The following is a 20,522-nucleotide window of genomic DNA, read 5'->3' as shown; positions in this document are numbered from 1 at the left end:
CAATTAGACGCTTATATAAAAATTTAGGAGAATTTTCTATGAAAAAAGAAGATATAAAAGAGCTTATCGAATTTTTTAATGATATGGAGATGAATCATATCAAAATAAAAAGTGGTGATTTTGAGGTAGAGCTTGAAAAATTTTCAGATTATTGCGCGCCTGCTAAACCAGCAGCACAAGCACCAGCTCCAGCACCTGTAAATGTAGTCGTTAATTCAGAGGTAAAACCAGCCACAAACTCGCCAAAAGATAGCATAAAATCTCCTATGGTAGGTACTTTCTATGCTGCTCCAAGCCCAGGCGCTGCTCCATTTGTAAAAGTAGGCCAAAGAGTAAGAAAAGGCGATGTAGTAGGTATCATCGAGGCTATGAAGATAATGAATGAGATCGAGGCTGAGTTTGACTGCCAGATCACTGAGATGCTAGTCTCTGACGGGCAGCCAGTTGAGTTTGGATTGCCGTTATTTGGCGTGGAGAAAAATTAATGGAATTAAAAAGAATTTTAATCGCAAACCGCGGTGAGATCGCTCTTCGTGCTTTGCGAACGATAAAGGAGATGGGTAAAGAAGCCGTTGTAGTCTATTCAACCGCTGATAAAGACGCACTTTACGTAAAATATGCCGACGTGGCCATTTGCATCGGTAAAGAGCGCTCAAGTGATAGCTATCTAAACATCCCAGCTATTATAAGTGCGGCTGAGATCAGCGAAGCAGACGCTATTTTCCCCGGATATGGCTTTTTAAGTGAAAATCAAAATTTTGTTGAAATTTGCTCACATCACAAGATCAAATTTATAGGACCAAGTGTCGCTGCGATGGCTTTGATGAGTGATAAAAGTAAGGCAAAACAAGTCATGCAAAGAGCTGGCGTGCCAGTCATCCCTGGCTCAGACGGCGCTGTGGCTGACACAAAAGCTGCAAAAGAGCTAGCTAAAAAGATAGGCTATCCAGTCATATTAAAAGCTGCTGCAGGTGGTGGTGGACGTGGCATGCGCGTGGTTGAACGTGAAGAGGATTTAGAAAAGGCATTTTGGTCGGCTGAAAGCGAAGCTATGAGCGCATTTGGTGATGGCACAATGTATATGGAAAAATATATCCTAAACCCACGCCACATCGAAGTTCAAGTAATTGGCGATAGCCATGGCAATGTACTTCATATAGGTGAGCGTGACTGCTCTATGCAGCGTCGCCACCAAAAGCTGATCGAAGAGAGTCCAGCTATTCTGCTTGACGAAAAGACAAGAGAGAGACTTCACGAAACTGCCATAAAAGCGGCAAAAGCGATTGGCTACGAGGGAGCTGGTACGTTTGAGTTTTTGGTTGATAAAAATTTAGACTTTTATTTCATTGAGATGAATACAAGACTTCAAGTTGAGCACACAGTGAGCGAAATGGTAAGCGGACTTGATATCATCGAGCTTATGATAAAAGTGGCTGAAGGCGAGGCACTACCATCACAAGAGAGCATTGAGCTAAAAGGTCATGCGATCGAGTGTAGGATAACAGCTGAAGATCCAAATACATTTACGCCGTGTCCTGGTAAGATCACAAAATATGTCTGCCCAGGCGGCCGCAACGTGAGAATGGATAGCCATATCTATCAAGACTACTCTATACCACCGTATTACGATAGTATGATCGGCAAACTTGTGGTTTGGGATACCGATAGAAATAGGGCGATCCATAAGATGAAAGTAGCTCTTGATCAGCTCATAATAAATGGCATAAAAACAACAAAAGATTTTCACATCGCTATGATGGAAAACAAAGACTTTTTAAGTAATAACTACGATACAAATTATCTTTCAAGACACTAAAATTTTAAGTCAGGATTTGCAAAAAGCAGATCTTGGCTTAAATCTATTAAAATTTTTTAAGTTTATCTTAGGGGAAGCATGGTAAACAAAATCAAAGATCAAAATACAAAAATTTTCTCAAATGCTGATCTTGCAAAGCTATTTTTCCCTATTGCGGTTGAACAGTTTTTAGAGTATAGTTTAGGGCTTGCAAATTCTCTAATGGCAGCAAGTGTTAGTGAAAGCGCTGTAAGTGCGATTAGTCTTGTGGAATTTGTCATGGCGCTATTTATTAGCATATTTACAGCTATCGCTACTGGCGGCTCAGTGGTTGCTAGCCAGTATCTTGGTAATAAACAAAGTGGCAATGCCAAAATCACAGCAAATCAGCTCGTTTGGTTTAGTTTTATCTTTGCCCTTTTTATCGCAGTGGTCATCATAGTTCTAAAAGATATTATCCTAGATTATGTCTTTGGCGATATTGGAGAGCAAGTGAGGCATGATGCCAGTCACTATCTTGTTTTCTCAGCTATTTCCGCGCCATTTTTGGCTGTCTATGCAGCAGCAGCTGCGATCTTTCGCACAATGTCAAACGCGAAGCTACCTATGTATATTATGGCGGCTGCAAATTTATTAAACGTATTGCTCACTGCCATTAGTATTTATACATTTCATACTGGTATTTTAGGTATTGCCATCAGTACGCTTATAGCCAAGATGCTTGCTTGCTTTGTCATAGTCTATTTGCTTCTTGATATAAGGCTAAAACTTCACATAAGAAAGAGCTTTATCTATAAATTTGACTATGAGATCATAAAGAAAATTTTAAATATCGGTGTGCCTTATGGCTTTGAAAATTCGATGTTTTATGTGGGTCGCATCATCGTTTTGAGCCTTGTTTCACTCTTTGGCACAGCAAGTATCGCTGCAAATGCCGTGGGAGGGACGATCGTGATGTTTCAAGTGCTCCCTGGCATGGCGATAGGCACAGGACTTAGTGTAATTATCTCAAGGTGCGTTGGTGCAAACGACTTTGCTCAGGCTAAATTTTACGTAAGAAAGTCGATGATAAGCATCTATATTGTCCAGCTTTTTAGCACAGCAGTAATTTTGCTTTTACTTGAGCCATTGCTTCTTGTTTATAATCTCTCAAGCGAAGCCATAAATTTAACAAGGCAGATCGTCTGGTATCACGGCATCGCGATGTGCCTTGTTTGGCCACTTGCCTATACATATCCGACCGTTTTTCGAGCAGCTGGGGATGCTAAATATCCAATGATTGTAAATTTAGTTTGTATGTTTGCTTGTAGAGTCATCTTGGCCTATATTTTTGCGCTTACATTTGATCTTGGCATGATAGGTACTTGGTTTGCAATGTTTGCTGACTGGGCTGTAAAATCGGTGCTTTTTACGATTAGATACTTAAAAGGCACATGGATGAAATTTAAAGCTATTTAAAAAGAAATTTAGTAATATACAAGCGATTTTGTCGCAAAGGATAAAAAATGAAAAATGTATTTAAATTTGGTGCAGTTTTGCTTACGGCAGCTCTTTTTGCTGGATGTGCGAGTGAGAGCTCAAGGGTTGTTGAGACTCCAAAAGTAGCAAGCTACGGCACAGTTTACAATGGCCAAAAAATTTCAGTTTCGATAGGTCGATTTAATAATCAATCAGCTTACCAAAATGGTGTATTTGCTGATGGCGAGGATAGGCTTGGCAACCAAGCTCAAAGTATTTTGATCACAAATTTACAGCAAAGTGGCAGATTTTTGGTGCTTGATAGATCAAATATGAAAGTGATCAAACAAGAGAGCGAGCTAAGTAAAACTGCTCAAAATCTAAAAGGCGCAAGATACGTGATAACTGGTGATGTGACCGAGTTTGGACGAAAAACTACGGGTGATCATCAGCTATTTGGCATACTTGGCAAAGGCAAGCAACAAACTGCCTATTCAAAGGTAAATTTAAATATCGTTGATACCAAAACGGCTGAGGTTGTCTATTCAGTTAGCGGCGCTGGCGAATACACCCTTTCAAACAGAGAAATCATCGGCTTTGGTGGCACAGCAGGATACGACTCTACGCTAAATGGCAAGGTTTTAAGTCTAGCTATTATTGAAGCGGTAAATAATCTAGTAAATGGCATAGAAAGTGGAGCATGGCAAGTAAAATAAAGCTTGCCAGCTTTGCGCTTTTTGCGCTATTTTTAGCGGGTTGCGGCCACTCAAGTGGTCCAAGATCACTTTATTATTGGGATGGATCATATAGTAGCTCACTATATAGTTATCTAAATGAAGAGGGCGATACAAACGAGCAAATTTCACGCTTAGAAAATCTGGTGCAGATCTCAACACAAAAGGGCTACAAGATCGCTCCTGGCGTATATGCACACCTTGGACTTTTGTATCTAAATAATGGAAATTTAGGCGCCGCAAATGTAAATTTTGACAAAGAAGTGCAAAATTTTCCAGAGTCAAGGGAGTATATAAATTTCATCAAAGGCTCTAAAAATTTATCTCCAAAAAAAGTAGAGCAAAAAGAGGGGGCAAATAATGAAAAATAGCCTGAAATTTATAGCCGCTATATTTTTGGTAGTATTTTTTACGGGTTGCTCTATAAAAGAGCCTGAGCCATACGACTACTCAGAATTTTTACAAAAAAGACCTCACTCTATCTTAGTGCTTATGCCAACAAACGATAGCACAGAAATTTCAGGTCCAGCTGCTGTTTTAGCAAATGCAGTCGCACCACTAAGTGAAGCAGGATACTATGTATTTCCAGTGGCTCTTGTAAATGATACCTTTAAGCTAAATGGTATAACCGAGCCAAGCGAGATCGCAGCCGTGTCACTAAATAAGCTTGATAAAATTTTCCATGCCGATAGTGTGCTTTACATAAATATAAAAGACTATGGTACGAGCTATGCAGTCATCTCAAGCTCTACAAAGGTCATTCTTGAAGCAAAGCTTATCGATATAAAAAGTGGCGCTACTCTTTGGCAAGGCAGTGCCATAGCAGCAGAAGATAGCAGTAGTGGCCAAAGCAGCCTACTTGGCATGTTAGTCTCAGCCGTCATCTCACAGGTGGCAAATACCATCTCAGATAGATCATATGATCTAGCAGTGATGGCAGATGCTTATTTATTTTCAAGAGATTGCCATAACTGCATACTTTATGGACCATATTCGCCGTATTATGGCAAAGATGCACAGCTTCATAAAGATAGATAAATTTAATGAATACTCATCGTCTTGGGATACTCCTTACTTTAGTTGGCGGTATCCTTTGGGGATTTAGCGGGGTTTGTGGGCAGTATCTATTTTCACTTGGTATAAGTTCTGATTTTTTGGTGCCATATAGACTGATACTAGCTGGCATTGTTATTGTGATTTTTTATGCTTTTAAAGAACCAAGTGCCGTTTTTGCTCCGATTAAAGATATAAAGCTACTTGGCGAGTTTTTAGTCTATGCCCTGCTTGGGCTTATGATGACGCAGTACGCTTATTTTTACTCCATCGAGCTTTCAAATGCCGCAGTTGCGACTGTTATTCAATACACTGCTCCTGCTTTAATTTTAATGGTCATTTGTATAAAAGAAAAACGCGCCCCAAGAAAACTTGAAATTTTAGCTCTATTTTTAGCTATGCTTGGCGTATTTTTCCTAAGCACACATGCTCAAATTTCATCTCTTGTCATTTCACCAAAGGCCTTGTTTTGGTGTTTGGTGAGCGCTGTTTGCGTTTGTGTTTATAATCTTGCTCCAGCAAGACTAAATGCTAGATATTCAGTCACTCTCACACTTGGTTGGGGCATGGTTATGGGTGGAGTAGTGCTTGCTTGCTATATGAGAGTTTGGGAATTTGCTGGGCTTAATGGTATAAATCAATGGCTGGCATTTATTGCTGTTATTACGCTTGGCACCATTTTTGCATTTAGCTTTTATATGATAGGTGTTAAGCTCATAGGCGCAGCAAAAGCTAGTTTATTAGCCTGCATAGAACCACTAAGTGCAGCATTTTTTGGCTACTTTTGGCTTGGGACAAAATTTGTATTTTGGGATTTTTTAGGATTTGCTCTAATAATCTCTTGTATATTTTTACTATCAAAAAGAGAAAAATTATGATATTTCTAGCACAAACCGATACGACAGCTGGCTTTTTGAGTAAAGATTATAAAGAGATAAATAGAGCCAAAATGCGTGATGAGAATAAACCTTGCCTTATCACGACAGCGAAATTTAGCGTTTTAAATGAGCTTGTTAGAGTGCCAAAAAAGTATAAAAATTTTATACGCCATTCAAGAAAAGCCACATTTTTGTATCCAAATTTAAAGGCTATTAGAGTCGTAAAAGAGTGCGAGCACGAAAAATTTTTAGCTAAATTTGACTGGCTTTATTCAAGCAGTGCAAACAAAAATGGACAAAATTTTAACGAAGCTTGGGCTATGAGCGTGGCTGATGAAATAGTAGATGATCATTTTTTTGAAGATACTCCATCAAAAATTTATAAAATTTCTCGAAAAAAAATAAAACGTTTAAGATAACTAGTAAATTTATACAGCCACTACCTTTTTAAACTCATCTAAATTTTTTAGCGCTTCATTTATGCCAATCAGCCAAAATTCGCACTTTGTCGTATCTTTTTTAAAGTGTTTTTTCATTAGCTCTTCCACGCTTTTTGTGCCACACTCTATTAAAAATTGTTTATAAATTTTGCAAAAATTTGCTTCATCTTTTTTAAACTCACTTAGAAAAAATTGTGATAGTAGATAGCCGACACTATAAGGATAGTTGTAGATATAATTATCTGTTTTATAAAAATGTGGCTTAAAATATGGCAAAAATTCTTCAACATCGCTCGTACTGTCTTTATAAAATTTATTCCAAGCTTGTTTTAAAAGATCGTTTGCATCTTTTTTGCTGACTTGACCTTTTTGTCGCAGCTTTATAAAACCAGTCTCAAACTCGTATCTAACGCTTATATGAAGTAAAAAATTTGCAGCGCTTTTTAGCTCCTGCCATAAAATTTCTACCCTAAGTGAGTCATCTTTTTTTAGCTCATTTCGTAAAAGAGTCTCATTAAATGTACTCGCGCTCTCGGCTAAGCTCATTGGAAAATTTGCGCTTAAAACCGGAAGATCACGCATCAAGTAGTAGTGCCAAGCATGCCCGAGCTCATGAGCTTGCTGGATTAAGTGCGAAAGAGTATTCATGTATGTGGTAAAAATTCTTGGTTGCTTAAATTTTGGCAAACTCACAAAAAATGCTCCGCCAGCTTTATTTTCTCGTACATCGCTTTCTATCCAGTGTTTGTCTATCATAAGCTCGATAAAACTATCTTCGCCCAGTGGCTTTAATGCTTTTTTGATGATTTTAATAGCATCGTCATGAGAAATTTCACTATGCTTGCTAAGTGGATAAGGTGCCAAAAGATCGCAACTTCTCATACTTTTGCCACCTAAAAAGCTAGCTCTTACTCTTACGCATTCTCTTATTTTTTCTAATGGCTTCTTGCATGGCGTTTAAAGTGTCAAGGCTCATTTTATTTTCTTCAAGGCTTGGAGTTAAAAAATCAACTTTTGCTGCCTTAAATTTAGCCAGTCTAAATCCATGAAGCATATTTAAGATATCAAGATAAAGATCGGCAAATTTATCATAGTGAGAACTCAGAGCATCAAACACATTTTTGCGTAAAATTTCATCATCTGATCCTTTTAATATACCCATACATTTTGCAAGATTATAGCTTTGTGTTTTTGTATTTTTATTGGTAGTAGAGATATTTATTAAATTATTTAGATGTCTAAAATTTGTAAAAAGTGGGAAAAAATTTGTGAGCGCTAAATTTGCAAAAAAATCTCTTTCACTCTTTTTTCGTATTTTACTCTTACTATTTTTATGCTCTAAATATAGAAATTTTATATGTTTAAATTGAGCGCTTTGAAAAATTTTATCATCACTTTTTAGGCTATCAAATTTATCAAAAAGTAGCTCCTTTGCCGTATCAAGTTTAGCTTTTTGCTCTTTTATTTTTAGCTCAAATTTACTAGCTAGCTCATCTTTTGTATTATCACTACTTTTGCAACGACAAAATGCGAGTAGGCTGGTTGCTTCTTTATATGCTTCTTCGTATGAGATGATAGCTTTGGTAAGCTCGCTATTGTTTAAAAATTTAACCAAATTTTCATTTTGTGCTTTTAGATTTTCAAACGATGAGGTAAAAATTTCGTTATCAAAATCTACATAAGAATCATCAAAGCTCCATCTCATATTTTCTCCTTAAAATGATAGTAAAAATACAAATATATGGTGGCTTATAAGACCTAAAATAGCTGGCACGCTACATCTTTTAATTAGCGAAAGCGGGCTAATGTGAAGCATGCCTGAAATGGCTACCACTACGCCAGAGACAGGTGAAAGTGGTCTAGCTATTGTGGAGGCTTGATGCATAGGAAGCACGAGCATAACAGAGTTGATGTTTAAGCTCTTAGCTATATTTGGCACCATATTTAAAAGCGGATAAAAGCTTGCACCATTTGAGCCAGCTATGATTGTAACGATGGTTGTTATAAATACAAAAAGTATAGACATGCCAAGTCCCCCAAAACCTATGCTTTTTGCCAAATTTACAATAGCATCAAGCATACCAAGAGCTTTAAAACCTTCAGCAAATATACCAGCTGCTACAACTAGCATAACAACACCACTTAAGCTTTTTGCCATGGCATTAAAAAATACTTTTAGCCCTTCACCAAGCTTTTCAAAGCTAAATTTATATCTAAATGCTTCAAATACCATAGCAATTATCATAGAAAGGATTATGACGCTTGATATGTTTAGTTTTATGGTTTTTAAACAATATGGCGAAAAAATTACTACTAAAATCATCGGTAAAAATGGTAAAAGAGCATAGATCATAGGTGCTTGCTCTTTTGGAACATCTAACTTATCGTCAAAACTAATACTCTCTCCTACATGCTCGCTACAAACCCAACCTTCTTTTTTGTCTAAGTATCTATTCCAAAGAACTAATGCAATGCCGATCACGAGCGCAGTTGGAAGAGCCGCTGGAATTTTATAGATAAAAACATAATCAAGCACCTCAAGTTCAGTTGCTTTTGCAGCAGCGGCTGTCGATGAGCCAAGAAGTACCATTGAGCTAGCTCCACTCATCGCACAGATACTACCAACGCTTAGTTTATTTAGTCCTAGTGATATAAGAACTGGTCCAAGAAGTGCAAGACAAAGCACGCCAAGTCCAACCGCACTGGTTATTACCATGCTTATGAGTTTTGCTACGCAAAAAGCTATGAATATCATAAAATATGGGCTTTTTATGGCTTTAAACCTTTTTGTGGCGATGCCTACAAAGGCTTGATTTGCTCCGATATGAGTCATATAGCTTGCAAAACCGACCATTAACATGATTAAAAGTCCAAGTTGTGAAAAATTATTTGAGAGCATATAGCGGATAAACTCAACTACATCCAGTAAGGAATTTCCAGTGCTCTTTACCTTTTCTGGTAAAAATTTTCCCGTATCAAGAATGACTGAAGAGACAAGCATGATAATGCCAGAGAGTAAGAGCACGAAAGTGGCGTATTTGCCTTTTAAAATCGCCCAACCTACAACAAAAAGCGTAAGTAGAGCTATGATTAGACCAAGAGTATGCATTTTTGCTCCTTATTAAGATATTTAAAAACCAGAATACAAAAATCAAAAATACGCTTAAAATATAAAAAATAATATTTATATGCTTGCAATTATACTACTTGTTATATTGAAATTTCGCTTTTATTTATAAAAATATTATCGATTTTATAAATGAGATCGCTACTTTTATGGCTAAGATGCAAAAGATAAATATAAAAATTTTAATATTAAGTGCGACTATTGTAGTGTGATTTAAAGCTAATTAAAATATTCAAAATATAAAAGATGCAAATATTTGGTTTGGTAAAAATTCAAATAATGCCAGTAGCAACTTATTTTGGTATTTATTCCCTCGGCAGTCCGTTTTTATCAGACTTATCGCTGATTAGCTTACCCGCTTCGTCGTATTTTTTGGCGCGGATGAGCCTGCCGCGCTCAAACTCCCCCTCGGCCTCTAGTTTGCCGTTTGCGTAGTAGTGGCGCGCCTCGCCGACCTCCAGTCCGTCCTCAAACATCACTCTGGCTTTTAGCTTGCCGTTTTCATGATACTCCTCGTACAGTCCGTGATAGCGCCCGTTTTTAAACATCACTTTCGCCGCCAGCGCCCCGCTCTCGTAGTAGTCCAACCCCGCGCCCGTTTGGCGGCCGTCTTTGTACTCGTATTCGCCTCTAAGTTTGCCGCTTGGGTAATATTCGCGCGCGACGCCGTCCTTTTCGCCGTCTTTGTAGTTTTCTACCACGCGCGTTTTGCCGTTTTCGTAAAATCGCTTCCAAACGCCGTTTTTGCTGTCATTTTTGTATTCGCCCGTCTCCTCCACGGCGCCGCTTTCGTAGTACCACGTCTCCGCGCCTTCTCGCTTGTCGTCCTTATACGTTCGCTTGCCGCGGATTTTGCCGCTTTTGTAGTAGTCGATGTCCTCGCCGTTTCGTAGCCCGCCGACATAGGGGCTGCGTGCGCTAACCTCGCCGCTAACGTAATAGTCGGTAAATACGCCCTCTCGCTTGTCCGCCTTGAAAAAGCCCTCTTGCTTTAATGCGCCGCCCTCGTCAAAGTAGTAGCGGCGGTAGCGCCCGTCGCGGACGTCATTTTTGTATTCGCTCTCGCCCATCAGAGCGCCGCTATCTGCGTGGTAGTGCTTGGCCGTACCCTCGCGGACGCCGTTTTTTAGGGGGTATTCGTTTGAGGGCTTGTCCCTGCCGTCAAAATAGTCCCTGTATCGCACCGCCGTGCCGCCCTGCACGTCGATCTCGCGTATGAGCGTGGGCGGCAAAGGTTTTAGCCTCGGATAGACCATGCCCATCGCATTTACGTCATATAGGTCCTCGACGCTGTATCGAAGCATCTTTAGCGTGCCGTCGTAGAGCTTGCCTTTTACGTAGTAAAGCCCGTTTTTTAGGCTCGCTTCGGGCTTCATTACGATTTTTGGCTCTAACGCCTGCGCACCGATGGCTAGAAGCGGAAGTAAAAATAGAAATTTTAGGATTTTCATGGTTTTTCCTGTTTTGTTTAAATTAGGCAATTTTAAAATTTGAAACTAAATTTAAGGTGAAGATGAGGATAAAATCCGTTGTTTGTTTTTATTTATTTATAATTAATTTACAAGTTGGTTTTTGATAGTATTTCGCATAACGTAAATTTTTAGCATGTGCATGATAGCGAGGTTTAAAAATGGGTTTAGATATAGATAAAATTTTGCAAGAGCCAAGAGAAGAAATCGAGCAAAAAGAACTTGAGAGGTTTCAGGAGATTGGGATTCTCAATGGCAATATAGATGCTTTGCATGCGTCAGGGCAAAATAGTGAAGATTGTCTTATTGAAAAATGCACGCAATATGGACAAGTTTTTTTCTTTTTTAAAGGTTTTTACTTAGACCAAAATTCAGACTCCATCAATCATGTAAATTTAGAAAAATATCTGCAAAGTGACGAATTTAATATTGTTCTTTTATTGTGTGATATCGTAAATAATCCAAAACCTATAGAAGATTTAAATAGGATTAAACGGAAGGTAATAATTGTAAATTCCAGGCTTCCTAACATCAGCTCTTGTAAATTTGAAAATGAAGTATTTTTACATAATATTACTAAAGGCAACACGTTTAGCGGATGCGAATTTGCAAAAGAAGTTTACGTAGAAGGTCGTGCACATTTTCATTCATGCACATTTAACGGTGATTTTATATCTCAAAACTCTGGACAAGATATATCCTTTGCAAGTAGTGTCTTTAATAAATCTTTTAAATTAGATACAAAAAATGAGTTGGGAGAGGTAAAATTTGAAGACGCCCATTTTAAGCAAAAATTTGCTATGGATATAGGGAAATTTAGTGTTCTAGATTTCTCAAGCGCCAAATTTTATTGCGAGCTTAATTTGCACGCAAGGCAGTTTGATGGGATAAATATAAATTTTACCAATGCCACATTTAACCAAAAGCTAAGTTTTCATAGGAGCATAATCAACTGTGGAGTGCTTTTCAAAGATGCTTGTTTTGAGAGTGACTTAATTTTTACAGAAACCAAATTTAATGACGTAGTAAATTTAGATAAAGCAAAATTTAAAGGAAAGGCGCAATTTCGCGGAACTAAATTTAACAGAGCAATACTAACAGAAACAACTTTTGAAAATAAAGCCGACTTTTCAAATGCGGTAGTCAACGAAAAAGCATATTTTACAAATGCCGTTTTTAAGGCAGATGCAGACTTTAGATCTGCTACTTTTGCCAATGAGGCAAGGTTTTTCAATACAGACTTTAAAGATGTGGCGACTTTTGAAAATACCGAAATTAAAGGTAAAACAGACTTCAAAACAGACAAAAATCTTACTTTCAGAAAAGATGTAGATTTTAATAATGCAACTTTTCACGATAATGCTTATTTTAATAATAGAGTTTTTGAGAATTTTGTCGATTTTCATGAGACAGATTTTAAAAAAATTGCTTGCTTTTATGGCGTCGCTTTTAAAAAACCAGTTAACTTCTCGTCAAGCATTTTTAATGGCGCTTCAAATTTCATAAATGCAAAAATAGATTTTACATACGAAGAACTTAAAAAGCATATCAAAAATAGAAGCAAAAATATAGACGAATGTATAAGCACGGCAAATGATTTTAGGGACAGTTTTAGGCTCATTAAGCATGCTTTCAACGAAAAAGGCAATGCGCTAGACGCAAGCTTGTTTCACTGCATAGAACTATGCTGCAAGGAGTTGGAACTAGAATTTGCTCTCAAAAGTACAGACGCTGAAAATAGTAAAAATGATAAAGAAGTAAAATCTGCTGATAATGTAGAAGCCAAGTCTAAAAGCAAAAATCGTATCGAGATTTTGTTAGATTTGATAACGCTAAAATTATACAGAAATATCAGCGACCATCATACGAATTTACTACGAATTATAAATTTTATGGTTTTAACTATCGCAGCATATGGGCTATGTTTTTATATTTTTGATATTTTTTTATTGGAAACGATAGTCGCCAATCCCAAAGCACTAGTATTTTCTATAATACTATGTTATATAGCCGGATTAATAGTATATATGAATCTTGACATTAAACAAAGTGCGGTAGCAGTGATAGCAACCCTCATATGCGTCTTTTACGGTATAAGCAAATATTATCCTATTTTTACTATCGATTTTATACTTTTGTATCTAGTACTATACTATATATTTTTTTATTTACACAAGTTTAGACTTGCAAAAATTTTGACTTACTTGATTTGCATAGTTATATTTTTGAGCAAACCATTTTTGATAGCGCCGTTTATAGGTGTATTTACGTCAGAACAAGCGGCTCAAAGCAAATTTAAAGAATACGCCGCAAGATATAATGAAAACGGCCTAGACGATATGCTGCTAGATGCAAATCTCACTAACACCAAAAAAGACGACAAACTAGATTTTATAGTCAAAAATAGAAAAATGATTTTAGAAGAGTTAGAGTGCGAAAAAACGCTATTAATCAACTCCAAAAACAAATGTGCCCAAAATACCGATGAAACCGCATATAGCAACTCTAATAGTAAAAAACAAGAGATAACCAAAAAGCCGTATGCAAAGGCTCTAAATGCTCTAAAATACGATGAAATAATGCAATCAACGCAAAAAAGTGCAAACTTGCTCTATAGCTTCATTATGCTACTTGTTGTTTACTCGCTTACAAAAACTGCACGTAGAAATTCTTTAGTACCTAGCTAGCGGTTTATGCCGCTATTTTCGGCAATAAAGCGAACAAACCTTTTTAAATTTGCTCGCTTCTTAAAATTTTGGAGGCGCCTTTATTTTAGATTTTGCCACTTGTGATAACAGATAAGTAAATTAGCTGAATTTAGATAGATAAAATTTAGCCGTCTTTTAGCGCTTCGGCGACGACCGTCCACTCTTGCACGAGTCTTTCAAAACTAAAATTTGCGTTTGCTGAGCTAGTCGATGGTAGTTTGATCGGTTCTTTGCCTGTAGCGTTTAAAATTTGAGTTTTTAGGTATTTTTCGCAGATTTCGTGCGCCTTGCCGCCGTTTGCGTAAACTTGCGCTATGCGCGCTCCGCTAAAAATCGGCTCTAAATTTGCGGGCACAACGGCAGTCATTTTAGCATCGCTCGAGCCCTTTATCTCGCACGAGATCGCAGCGTCGTAGATAGCGATGCGGTGGTCAAGCAGAAAATTTATCTTTTCATCCGTACTTGTAGGTAACGGAGCGTTTAAAATCCTGGCCAGTACCCGCCAGAAACGATTTTGCGGATTTGCGTAGTAAAAGCCCAGCTTGCGAGAAACGACGGAAGGAAAGGAGCCGAGGATTAAAATTTTAGAATTTTTATCGAAAATCGGTTTAAAAGGATGGGTTTGGCTCATTTTGCGCCTTTTAAATTTGCTGCGTTAAATTTAAAATTTCAAATTTGAAAGCAAATTTAACCGCCCGAACGAGCGGCTAAATTTACGGAAATTTTCCCTCGCCCGTCAAATTTAGGCGAGAGAAATTTGCGCCTTACTCGGCTACGGTATCGGCAGAGGCATCCTCGGCGCTCTCAGGCGCGCCAGACTCGACCTCATCGCTAAAATCAGCCAAACTTAGGCGTTTTAGCTGGCGGTAGCGTCTTTGCGCGTCGGCCTTGTTTTTAGCTAGCAGCTCGTCTGCGTGCTGTGGATTCGTCTTTTTGAGCGAGTTGTAGCGAACCTCGTTTAGCAAAAACTCCTCGTAAAGCGACCAGTCGGGCTCTTTTGAGGTCATTTTGAGCGGATTTTTGCCCTCTTTGATTAGGCGTGGATCGTAGACGTAGGTCGGCCAGTAGCCGCATTTGGTCGCTAGCTCGCCTTGACCTCCGGAGTAGGCCATACCGCCCTTGATACCGTGCGCGATACACGGCGAATACGCTATCACGAGGCTAGGTCCGTCGTAGGCTTCGGCTGCGGCGATGGCTTTTATCGTGTTTGCTTGGCTCGCGTTTGAGTTGATTTGAGCTACGAAGATATTTCCGTAGGTCATCGCGATGTAGCCCAGATCTTTTTTCTGCATCGGCTTGCCGCTAGCGGTAAACTGCGCTATCGAGCCCGCGCGGCTGGATTTTGAGCTTTGACCGCCGGTGTTTGAGTACACCTCGGTATCTAGCACGAGCACGTTTACGTTCTCGCCGCTAGCTAGCACGTGATCAAGACCGCCAAAGCCGATGTCGTATGCCCAGCCGTCGCCGCCGATGATCCACTGGGACTTTTTGACGAGATATCTTTTTAGCTCTAAAATTTCTTTTACGCCCTCTACGCTTAAATTTTGCTCCAAAATCGGCGTTAAAATTTTAGCGATTTGCGTCGTTTTCTCGCCGTCGTTTTTGTGCGCGATCCAGTCGGAGTATAGCGCGGCTAGGGCATTTGGCGCGCCGTCTTTGGTGCGTAGCATCACGTCTTCTATGCGGTGGCGCAGCGTCTCTACCGCGACGTTCATACCCATACCAAACTCCGCGTTATCCTCAAAGAGCGAATTCGCCCACGCTACGCCCTTGCCCTCTTTGTTCGTCGTGTAAGGCGTCGAAGGCGCGCTACCGCCGTAGATCGAGCTACATCCGGTGGCGTTTGCCACTATCATGCGGTCGCCGAATAGTCTCGTAACAAGCCCGATATAAGGCGTCTCGCCGCATCCGGGGCACGCGCCGTGAAACTCAAATAGCGGCTGCGCAAATCCCACGCCCTTGACGCTATCTTTGCTCATTAGGTCGTCTTTGTAGGTTACCTTTTTAAATAAATAATCGGCGTTTTCCTGCTCGTGCCGCTCCATCTCCTCTGCTAGCGGCACCATGACGAGCGATTTTTCCTTGCTCGGGCAAATTTGAGCGCACAGCTCGCAGCCTGTGCAGTCAAGCGGGCTAACTTGGATTTTGTATTTTAGCCCTTTTACCTCTTTGCCTTTGGCGTCTAGGACGTGATCTTGCACGGTTTGCGGCGCGGCGGCGAGCTCGTTTTCGTCGATGAGAAACGGCCTGATCACCGCGTGCGGGCAAACGAAGGCGCACTGATTACACTGGATACAATTTTCCTCGATCCACTTAGGCACCATCACGCCGATGCCGCGTTTTTCGTATTGCGTCGTACCTGATTTAAAGTGTCCGTCCTCAAAGCCCACAAACGCCGAAACGGGCAAGCTATCGCCCCTGGCGGCGTTGATAGGCTTGACGATTTTTTCTATAAATTCGTCGCCGACGTATTTTTCTTCCGCACTCACGTCATCCGTCAAATTTGCCCAGCTAGGGTCGACCGCGACCTTAACCAGCCCGTCCGCGCCCATATTGATAGCCTTGTAGTTCATCTCCACGATCGCTTCGCCCTTTTTGGCGTAGGCTTTGTGCGCGTACTCTTTCATGTATTTTTGGGCGTCGGCAAACGGGATGATGTCTGCAAGTTTAAAAAACGCCGACTGCATGATGGTGTTCGTGCGGTTTTTTAGCCCGATCTCGCGAGCTAGCTTGGTAGCGTTGATGATGTAGAAATTTACCTTTTTAGCGGCCAAAATTTTCTTTACTTTATTCGGCAGTTTAGCGACCGTCTGCTCGGCATCCCAGATCGAGTTTAGCAGGAACGTCCCACCCTCGCGGATACCGTCTATAACGTCGTAAATTTCAAGATACGCAGCGACCGAGCAGGCTACGAAGTGCGGATTTGAGACGAGGTAGGTCGAGCGGATCGGGTTTTTACCGAAGCGCAGGTGCGAGCGCGTGTAGCCGCCCGATTTTTTGCTGTCGTAGGCAAAATACGCCTGCGCGTAAAGATCGGTTTTATCGCCGATGATTTTGATGGAGTTTTTATTCGCTCCCACGGTACCGTCCGCGCCAAGGCCGTAAAATAGACACTCTTTCACGCTTGCATCGCTTAGCGAAATTTTCTCGCCGACTTTTAGCGAGGTGAAGGTCACATCGTCCTCGATACCGACGGTAAAGCCGTTTTTAGGCTCGCTTAAATTTAGATTTTCAAAGACGGCTAGCATCTGAGCCGGATCGACGTCTTTTGAGCTTAGTCCGTAGCGACCGCCCACGATCACGGGCTGATTTTTGCGTCCGTAAAACGCCGCCTTGACGTCCAGATATAGCGGCTCGCCTAGGCTTCCTGGCTCTTTCGTGCGGTCTAGTACGGCGATCTTTTCTACCGTTTCAGGCATCACGTCAAAGAGGTATTTTAGGCTAAACGGGCGGTATAGATGCACTTTTAGCACGCCTACTTTTTCGCCCTTTGCGCGCAGGTGATCGACCACTTCTTCGAGAGTTTGCGTAACAGAGCCCATCGCGACCACGACGCGCGTAGCATGCGGATCGCCGTAGTAATTAAACGGTTTATAATCGCGTCCCGTGATTTTTGAAATTTCTTTTAGATACTCCGCTACGATATCAGGCACCGCATCGTAGTAGCGGTTGGCTAGCTCGCGCGTCTGGAAGTAGATATCGTCGTTTTGCGCCGTACCGCGAGTCTTCGGACTCTCGGGGCTTAGCGCCTCGTCTCTAAATTTCTGCAGAGCCTCGCGGTCAAGAAGCCTATCAAAGTGCTCGTAGTCTAGCACCTCGACCTTTTGTATCTCATGGCTAGTGCGAAATCCGTCAAAAAAATGCAAAAACGGCACGCGACCCTTGATCGCTGCTAGATGCGCGACGCCCGCGATATCCATGACCTCTTGCACGGAGCCGCTTGCTAGCATGGCAAATCCCGTTTGGCGACAGGCATAAATATCCTGATGATCGCCAAAGATAGAAAGCGCCTGAGCTGCGATAGAGCGGGCGCTCACGTGGATAACGCCTGGTAGTAGCTGGCCTGCGATTTTGTACATGTTCGGGATTTTTAGCAAAAGGCCTTGCGAAGCCGTGTATGTGGTGGTTAGTGCGCCTACTTGCAGCGAGCCGTGCACGGTGCCCGCAGCCCCGCCCTCGCTTTGCATTTCGACTACCTTAACTGGCATGCCAAATAAATTTTTCTTGCCCTGAGCCGCCCACATATCGGTGTAATCGGCCATCGGCGAGCTAGGGGTGATCGGGTAGATGCCCGCAACCTCCGTAAATCCGTAAGCCGCGTGCGCCGCAGCCTCGTTTCCGTCCATAGTTTTCATTATTTTAGCCATTTTTCCGCCTTAACTTTTCTTACGATTTTTAAAAATCTTTTATTATAGAGATAGTTTCCAAAATCTACTATTAATCTATGTCATTAATAAATTCTGAGAATTTTGCCTTTTAAATTACTAACTTTAAGCAAAATTCCATTACCGTAATGAAAAAATTAAGGATAAAATTTGATAAGTGTTCATAGGGTGGCCTATTTAAGGGTTATAGCTCTTGCTTTTTGTGCTTTTATATTTAACACTACTGAGTTTGTCCCAGTGCCACTTTTAAGTGATATTGCGAAAGATTTTGACATGAGCACAGCTGATACCGGTCTTATCATCACGATTTATGCGTGGAGCGTCACTATACTCTCTTTACCGCTTATGCTTTTAACTGCAAATTTAGAGCGAAGATCTCTTCTTTTAAAGGTTTTTATCGTATTTGTTGTAGCTCATACGCTTTGTGCCTTTGCTTGGAATTTTAAAATTTTAATTATTGCTCGGTTGATGATAGCTATTGCTCATGCCATTTTTTGGGCTATCACTGCTTCACTTGCTGTTAGGCTAGCTCCTATAAATAAAAGTTCGCAAGCTCTTGGATTATTAGCTCTTGGTACATCGCTAGCGATGATACTTGGTCTGCCACTTGGAAGAATTTTAGGTGACGCACTTGGTTGGCGTGTGACCTTTGGACTGATCGGAATTTTTGCTGTTGGTGTTGGAGTTTGGCTATATAAAATTTTGCCACTTCTGCCAAGCAAAAACTCAGGCTCGCTTAAAAGCTTGCCAGAGCTTGCAAGAAATGGCCTTTTGATGGTCGTATTTTTACTAACTGCAATTATCATAAGCGCGCATTTTAGCACCTATAGCTACATTGAGCCATTTGCAAAAGATATCAGTGGCTTTGATGGGAAATTTATCACAATATTCTTGCTTATATTTGGCGTTGCTGGTGTAGTTGCAAGCTTGCTTTTCTCTAAATTTTATAAGCTCATTCCAAATGCATTTTCAGCAATTTCTATCATGCTTATTTTATGTTGCTTGCTTTTGTTAAATTTTATTGCTAAAAATGAAGTTTTAATGCTAACCTTAGCTTTTATTTGGGGGCTTGGCATAGCTGGTGTAAATATGAGTTTTCAAATAAAAGTACTAAATTTAGCCTCAAACGCAACTGATGCTGCAATGGCGATATTTTCGGCTATTTATAACATAGGTATCGGAGCAGGGGCGCTAATAGGGCATCAAACGATAGTTCATTTAGGCGAGCAAAATATCGGTAATGTTGGTAGTTTTTTTGCCGCAGGCGGACTTATCATATTTTTGTTTGCGGTATCTAAGGTTAAAAGAGTTTAGATGTTTAAATATCTAAGTAAAACGTTACAAATTTCTACATATAAGTGATAATAAATATCATAACTAAGAAAAATTTTAGTTAAGCTTCCTTATAATCATTATCAGAAAATGAATAAATTTTAGGAGCTTATTATGTCAGTTTTAGTTATCGGTGCAGATGAGATAACGCCTATCAAGGCAGTTTTACATGATTTGGGAGCTGAGAAGATAGAACACTGGGATGCTAGAAATGAAAACCGCGTAAATCGCAAGCCAATCCCTCAAGATACTGAGTGCGTGGTGATGCTAACTAGTTTTTTAAACCACAACACTATGAAGACTATTAAAACTCAAGCAAAAAAGAGAAATATTCCAATTGTTTGTGCAAAAAGAAGCGTTAGCTGCGTATTTTGCGAGTACTGCAAGGTCTTTGGGCTAGATAAGGAATTTGGATGCAAAGAATAATCAATGAGATTCGGGCTTTTATCAGATATTGGCGAAATAACTCCAAATATTTTTGCAAAGCTTGATAGGCTTTCACGTGCAAAAATTTTTATTGCACTTTATAATTCTGGTGTAGAAAGTGAGCTAAAAATACCACTTTCTTACGCTAAATTTCTAAATTTCAAAGAAATTTTTGAGGCTAGGATAAATTTCCTGCTTCGTGAGAAATGTCTAAATTTTAAGCCAGCAGATCGCTTTTGTATTCCATCAAATATCATCATAAATGCTTATTTAAAAGGTGACTTTTCAAAGATAAAATTTATAGCAAAAGAGCCAAAAATGGCGGCTGCAAAGATGATAAAAATGCTTTATGCAAGTGGAGAATTTGAGCTTTGTATCGATGCGGCACAGATGTTTTGTCAATTTGTTTATGATAAAATACGCCTCCGCCATCAAGATAAAGAGGTCGTGCTAAATGGTGGTGTCATCTCGGTCAAAAAAGATGGTAAAAATTTGCTCAGCGTCATGCCAAGCTTTAAAAAAGTGAGCTTTGATGATATGAGAAATTTAAACGACGATATAGATAGAGCTGTCGGTGTGCTTGGTCACGAGTGCGAGATGGTTTATATCGTTTTTCCTAGAAATGAGGAATTTAGGCGACACGTTGAGGTTAGGCACTGTTGTGCGAGAGGTTTGATCAAGCTTGTGCCTTATACGATTATTAGTAAAATTTTTTAA

Annotated in this window: 18 protein-coding genes; 12 read left to right on the top strand and 6 right to left on the bottom strand. The window is 40.1% G+C overall.

What is annotated here, in order from left to right; translation table 11 throughout:
• Positions 1 to 38: 38 nt before the first annotated feature.
• The 8 genes from accB (at position 39) to CYP28_RS07295 (ending at position 6,337) form a co-directional block, all read left to right on the top strand.
• Positions 39 to 485, top strand: coding sequence for an acetyl-CoA carboxylase biotin carboxyl carrier protein (gene accB / locus CYP28_RS07330; RefSeq protein ID WP_021091650.1), 447 nt, complete (start codon positions 39 to 41; stop codon positions 483 to 485).
• Positions 485 to 1,816, top strand: coding sequence for an acetyl-CoA carboxylase biotin carboxylase subunit (locus CYP28_RS07325; RefSeq protein ID WP_054197187.1), 1,332 nt, complete (start codon positions 485 to 487; stop codon positions 1,814 to 1,816). Before accB ends, CYP28_RS07325 begins: the two co-directional genes overlap by 1 nt.
• A gap of 78 nt (positions 1,817 to 1,894) precedes the next feature.
• Positions 1,895 to 3,253, top strand: a complete 1,359-nt coding sequence (locus CYP28_RS07320) for an MATE family efflux transporter (protein WP_103593686.1) — start codon at positions 1,895 to 1,897, stop codon at positions 3,251 to 3,253.
• A 47-nt stretch (positions 3,254 to 3,300) separates the two neighbouring features.
• Complete coding sequence (locus CYP28_RS07315; protein WP_103593685.1) at positions 3,301 to 3,969, top strand: CsgG/HfaB family protein; 669 nt, start codon at positions 3,301 to 3,303, stop codon at positions 3,967 to 3,969.
• Positions 3,954 to 4,358: a DUF4810 domain-containing protein gene (locus CYP28_RS07310; protein WP_103593684.1), complete on the top strand. Its 405-nt coding sequence runs from the start codon at positions 3,954 to 3,956 to the stop codon at positions 4,356 to 4,358. The genes CYP28_RS07315 and CYP28_RS07310 overlap by 16 nt, the downstream gene beginning before the upstream one ends.
• Positions 4,348 to 5,025, top strand: a complete 678-nt coding sequence (locus CYP28_RS07305; protein WP_103593683.1) for a DUF799 domain-containing protein — start codon at positions 4,348 to 4,350, stop codon at positions 5,023 to 5,025. Before CYP28_RS07310 ends, CYP28_RS07305 begins: the two co-directional genes overlap by 11 nt.
• Before the next feature lie 5 nt (positions 5,026 to 5,030).
• Positions 5,031 to 5,918, top strand: a complete 888-nt coding sequence (locus CYP28_RS07300) for a DMT family transporter (RefSeq protein WP_103593682.1) — start codon at positions 5,031 to 5,033, stop codon at positions 5,916 to 5,918.
• Positions 5,915 to 6,337: a Sua5 YciO YrdC YwlC family protein gene (locus CYP28_RS07295; protein WP_103593681.1), complete on the top strand. Its 423-nt coding sequence runs from the start codon at positions 5,915 to 5,917 to the stop codon at positions 6,335 to 6,337. Before CYP28_RS07300 ends, CYP28_RS07295 begins: the two co-directional genes overlap by 4 nt.
• Before the next feature lie 9 nt (positions 6,338 to 6,346).
• On the opposite strand, the gene CYP28_RS10675 is transcribed toward CYP28_RS07295, so the two are convergent.
• The 4 genes from CYP28_RS10675 to CYP28_RS07280 form a co-directional block, all read right to left on the bottom strand.
• Positions 6,347 to 7,240 (bottom strand): M3 family metallopeptidase, encoded by an 894-nt coding sequence (locus tag CYP28_RS10675; RefSeq protein WP_258034139.1) that lies wholly within the window; start codon positions 7,238 to 7,240, stop codon positions 6,347 to 6,349.
• 19 nt (positions 7,241 to 7,259) lie between these two features.
• A complete protein-coding gene (locus tag CYP28_RS10670; protein ID WP_258034138.1) occupies positions 7,260 to 8,063 on the bottom strand; it encodes a hypothetical protein in 804 nt (267 codons plus the stop codon).
• Between the two features lie 9 nt (positions 8,064 to 8,072).
• Positions 8,073 to 9,467 carry a C4-dicarboxylate transporter DcuC gene (gene dcuC / locus CYP28_RS07285; protein WP_103593680.1) on the bottom strand — a complete coding sequence of 465 codons (1,395 nt, stop codon included), beginning with the start codon at positions 9,465 to 9,467 and terminating at the stop codon, positions 8,073 to 8,075.
• Between the two features lie 323 nt (positions 9,468 to 9,790).
• Entirely contained in the window at positions 9,791 to 10,936 is a 1,146-nt protein-coding gene (locus CYP28_RS07280; protein WP_103593679.1) for a toxin-antitoxin system YwqK family antitoxin, read from the bottom strand.
• 179 nt (positions 10,937 to 11,115) lie between these two features.
• Here CYP28_RS07280 and CYP28_RS07275 point away from each other — a divergent pair, with 179 nt between their 5' ends.
• Positions 11,116 to 13,641, top strand: a complete 2,526-nt coding sequence (locus tag CYP28_RS07275; RefSeq protein WP_103593678.1) for a pentapeptide repeat-containing protein — start codon at positions 11,116 to 11,118, stop codon at positions 13,639 to 13,641.
• A 145-nt stretch (positions 13,642 to 13,786) separates the two neighbouring features.
• Here the strand turns inward: CYP28_RS07275 and CYP28_RS07270 are convergent, their stop codons facing one another.
• Both CYP28_RS07270 and nifJ read right to left on the bottom strand, forming a co-directional pair.
• Positions 13,787 to 14,293, bottom strand: coding sequence for a DNA-deoxyinosine glycosylase (locus CYP28_RS07270; RefSeq protein WP_103593677.1), 507 nt, complete (start codon positions 14,291 to 14,293; stop codon positions 13,787 to 13,789).
• Positions 14,294 to 14,426: 133 nt separating this feature from the next.
• Positions 14,427 to 18,029 carry a pyruvate:ferredoxin (flavodoxin) oxidoreductase gene (gene nifJ / locus CYP28_RS07265; RefSeq protein WP_103593676.1) on the bottom strand — a complete coding sequence of 1,201 codons (3,603 nt, stop codon included), beginning with the start codon at positions 18,027 to 18,029 and terminating at the stop codon, positions 14,427 to 14,429.
• Positions 18,030 to 18,197: 168 nt separating this feature from the next.
• Here nifJ and CYP28_RS07260 point away from each other — a divergent pair, with 168 nt between their 5' ends.
• The 3 genes from CYP28_RS07260 to CYP28_RS07250 all read left to right on the top strand — a co-directional run bounded on the left by CYP28_RS07260 (position 18,198) and on the right by CYP28_RS07250 (position 20,522).
• Positions 18,198 to 19,361, top strand: coding sequence for a sugar transporter (locus tag CYP28_RS07260; protein WP_103593675.1), 1,164 nt, complete (start codon positions 18,198 to 18,200; stop codon positions 19,359 to 19,361).
• A 132-nt stretch (positions 19,362 to 19,493) separates the two neighbouring features.
• A complete protein-coding gene (locus CYP28_RS07255; RefSeq protein WP_002939277.1) occupies positions 19,494 to 19,805 on the top strand; it encodes a DUF2325 domain-containing protein in 312 nt (103 codons plus the stop codon).
• Positions 19,806 to 19,808: 3 nt separating this feature from the next.
• Positions 19,809 to 20,522, top strand: a complete 714-nt coding sequence (locus CYP28_RS07250; protein ID WP_103593674.1) for a UDP-N-acetylmuramate--alanine ligase — start codon at positions 19,809 to 19,811, stop codon at positions 20,520 to 20,522.

It is taken from the genome of Campylobacter concisus, assembly GCF_002914195.1.
GTDB classification, from domain to species: domain Bacteria; phylum Campylobacterota; class Campylobacteria; order Campylobacterales; family Campylobacteraceae; genus Campylobacter_A; species Campylobacter_A concisus_M.
This window is presented reverse-complemented; position numbering and strand designations above follow the sequence as displayed.

What these genes read in the sequence shown, in the direction of transcription:
- nifJ (WP_103593676.1), bottom strand. Translation starts at nt 18,029, where the DNA reads ATGGCTAAAATAATGAAAACTATGGACGGAAACGAGGCTGCGGCGCAC.
- CYP28_RS07270 (WP_103593677.1), bottom strand. Translation starts at nt 14,293, where the DNA reads ATGAGCCAAACCCATCCTTTTAAACCGATTTTCGATAAAAATTCTAAA.
- accB (WP_021091650.1), top strand. Translation starts at nt 39, where the DNA reads ATGAAAAAAGAAGATATAAAAGAGCTTATCGAATTTTTTAATGATATG.
- CYP28_RS07275 (WP_103593678.1), top strand. Translation starts at nt 11,116, where the DNA reads ATGGGTTTAGATATAGATAAAATTTTGCAAGAGCCAAGAGAAGAAATC.
- CYP28_RS07320 (WP_103593686.1), top strand. Translation starts at nt 1,895, where the DNA reads ATGGTAAACAAAATCAAAGATCAAAATACAAAAATTTTCTCAAATGCT.
- dcuC (WP_103593680.1), bottom strand. Translation starts at nt 9,467, where the DNA reads ATGCATACTCTTGGTCTAATCATAGCTCTACTTACGCTTTTTGTTGTA.
- CYP28_RS07300 (WP_103593682.1), top strand. Translation starts at nt 5,031, where the DNA reads ATGAATACTCATCGTCTTGGGATACTCCTTACTTTAGTTGGCGGTATC.
- CYP28_RS07280 (WP_103593679.1), bottom strand. Translation starts at nt 10,936, where the DNA reads ATGAAAATCCTAAAATTTCTATTTTTACTTCCGCTTCTAGCCATCGGT.
- CYP28_RS07295 (WP_103593681.1), top strand. Translation starts at nt 5,915, where the DNA reads ATGATATTTCTAGCACAAACCGATACGACAGCTGGCTTTTTGAGTAAA.
- CYP28_RS07255 (WP_002939277.1), top strand. Translation starts at nt 19,494, where the DNA reads ATGTCAGTTTTAGTTATCGGTGCAGATGAGATAACGCCTATCAAGGCA.
- CYP28_RS07250 (WP_103593674.1), top strand. Translation starts at nt 19,809, where the DNA reads ATGAGATTCGGGCTTTTATCAGATATTGGCGAAATAACTCCAAATATT.
- CYP28_RS10675 (WP_258034139.1), bottom strand. Translation starts at nt 7,240, where the DNA reads ATGAGAAGTTGCGATCTTTTGGCACCTTATCCACTTAGCAAGCATAGT.
- CYP28_RS07305 (WP_103593683.1), top strand. Translation starts at nt 4,348, where the DNA reads ATGAAAAATAGCCTGAAATTTATAGCCGCTATATTTTTGGTAGTATTT.
- CYP28_RS07325 (WP_054197187.1), top strand. Translation starts at nt 485, where the DNA reads ATGGAATTAAAAAGAATTTTAATCGCAAACCGCGGTGAGATCGCTCTT.
- CYP28_RS07315 (WP_103593685.1), top strand. Translation starts at nt 3,301, where the DNA reads ATGAAAAATGTATTTAAATTTGGTGCAGTTTTGCTTACGGCAGCTCTT.
- CYP28_RS07310 (WP_103593684.1), top strand. Translation starts at nt 3,954, where the DNA reads ATGGCAAGTAAAATAAAGCTTGCCAGCTTTGCGCTTTTTGCGCTATTT.
- CYP28_RS10670 (WP_258034138.1), bottom strand. Translation starts at nt 8,063, where the DNA reads ATGAGATGGAGCTTTGATGATTCTTATGTAGATTTTGATAACGAAATT.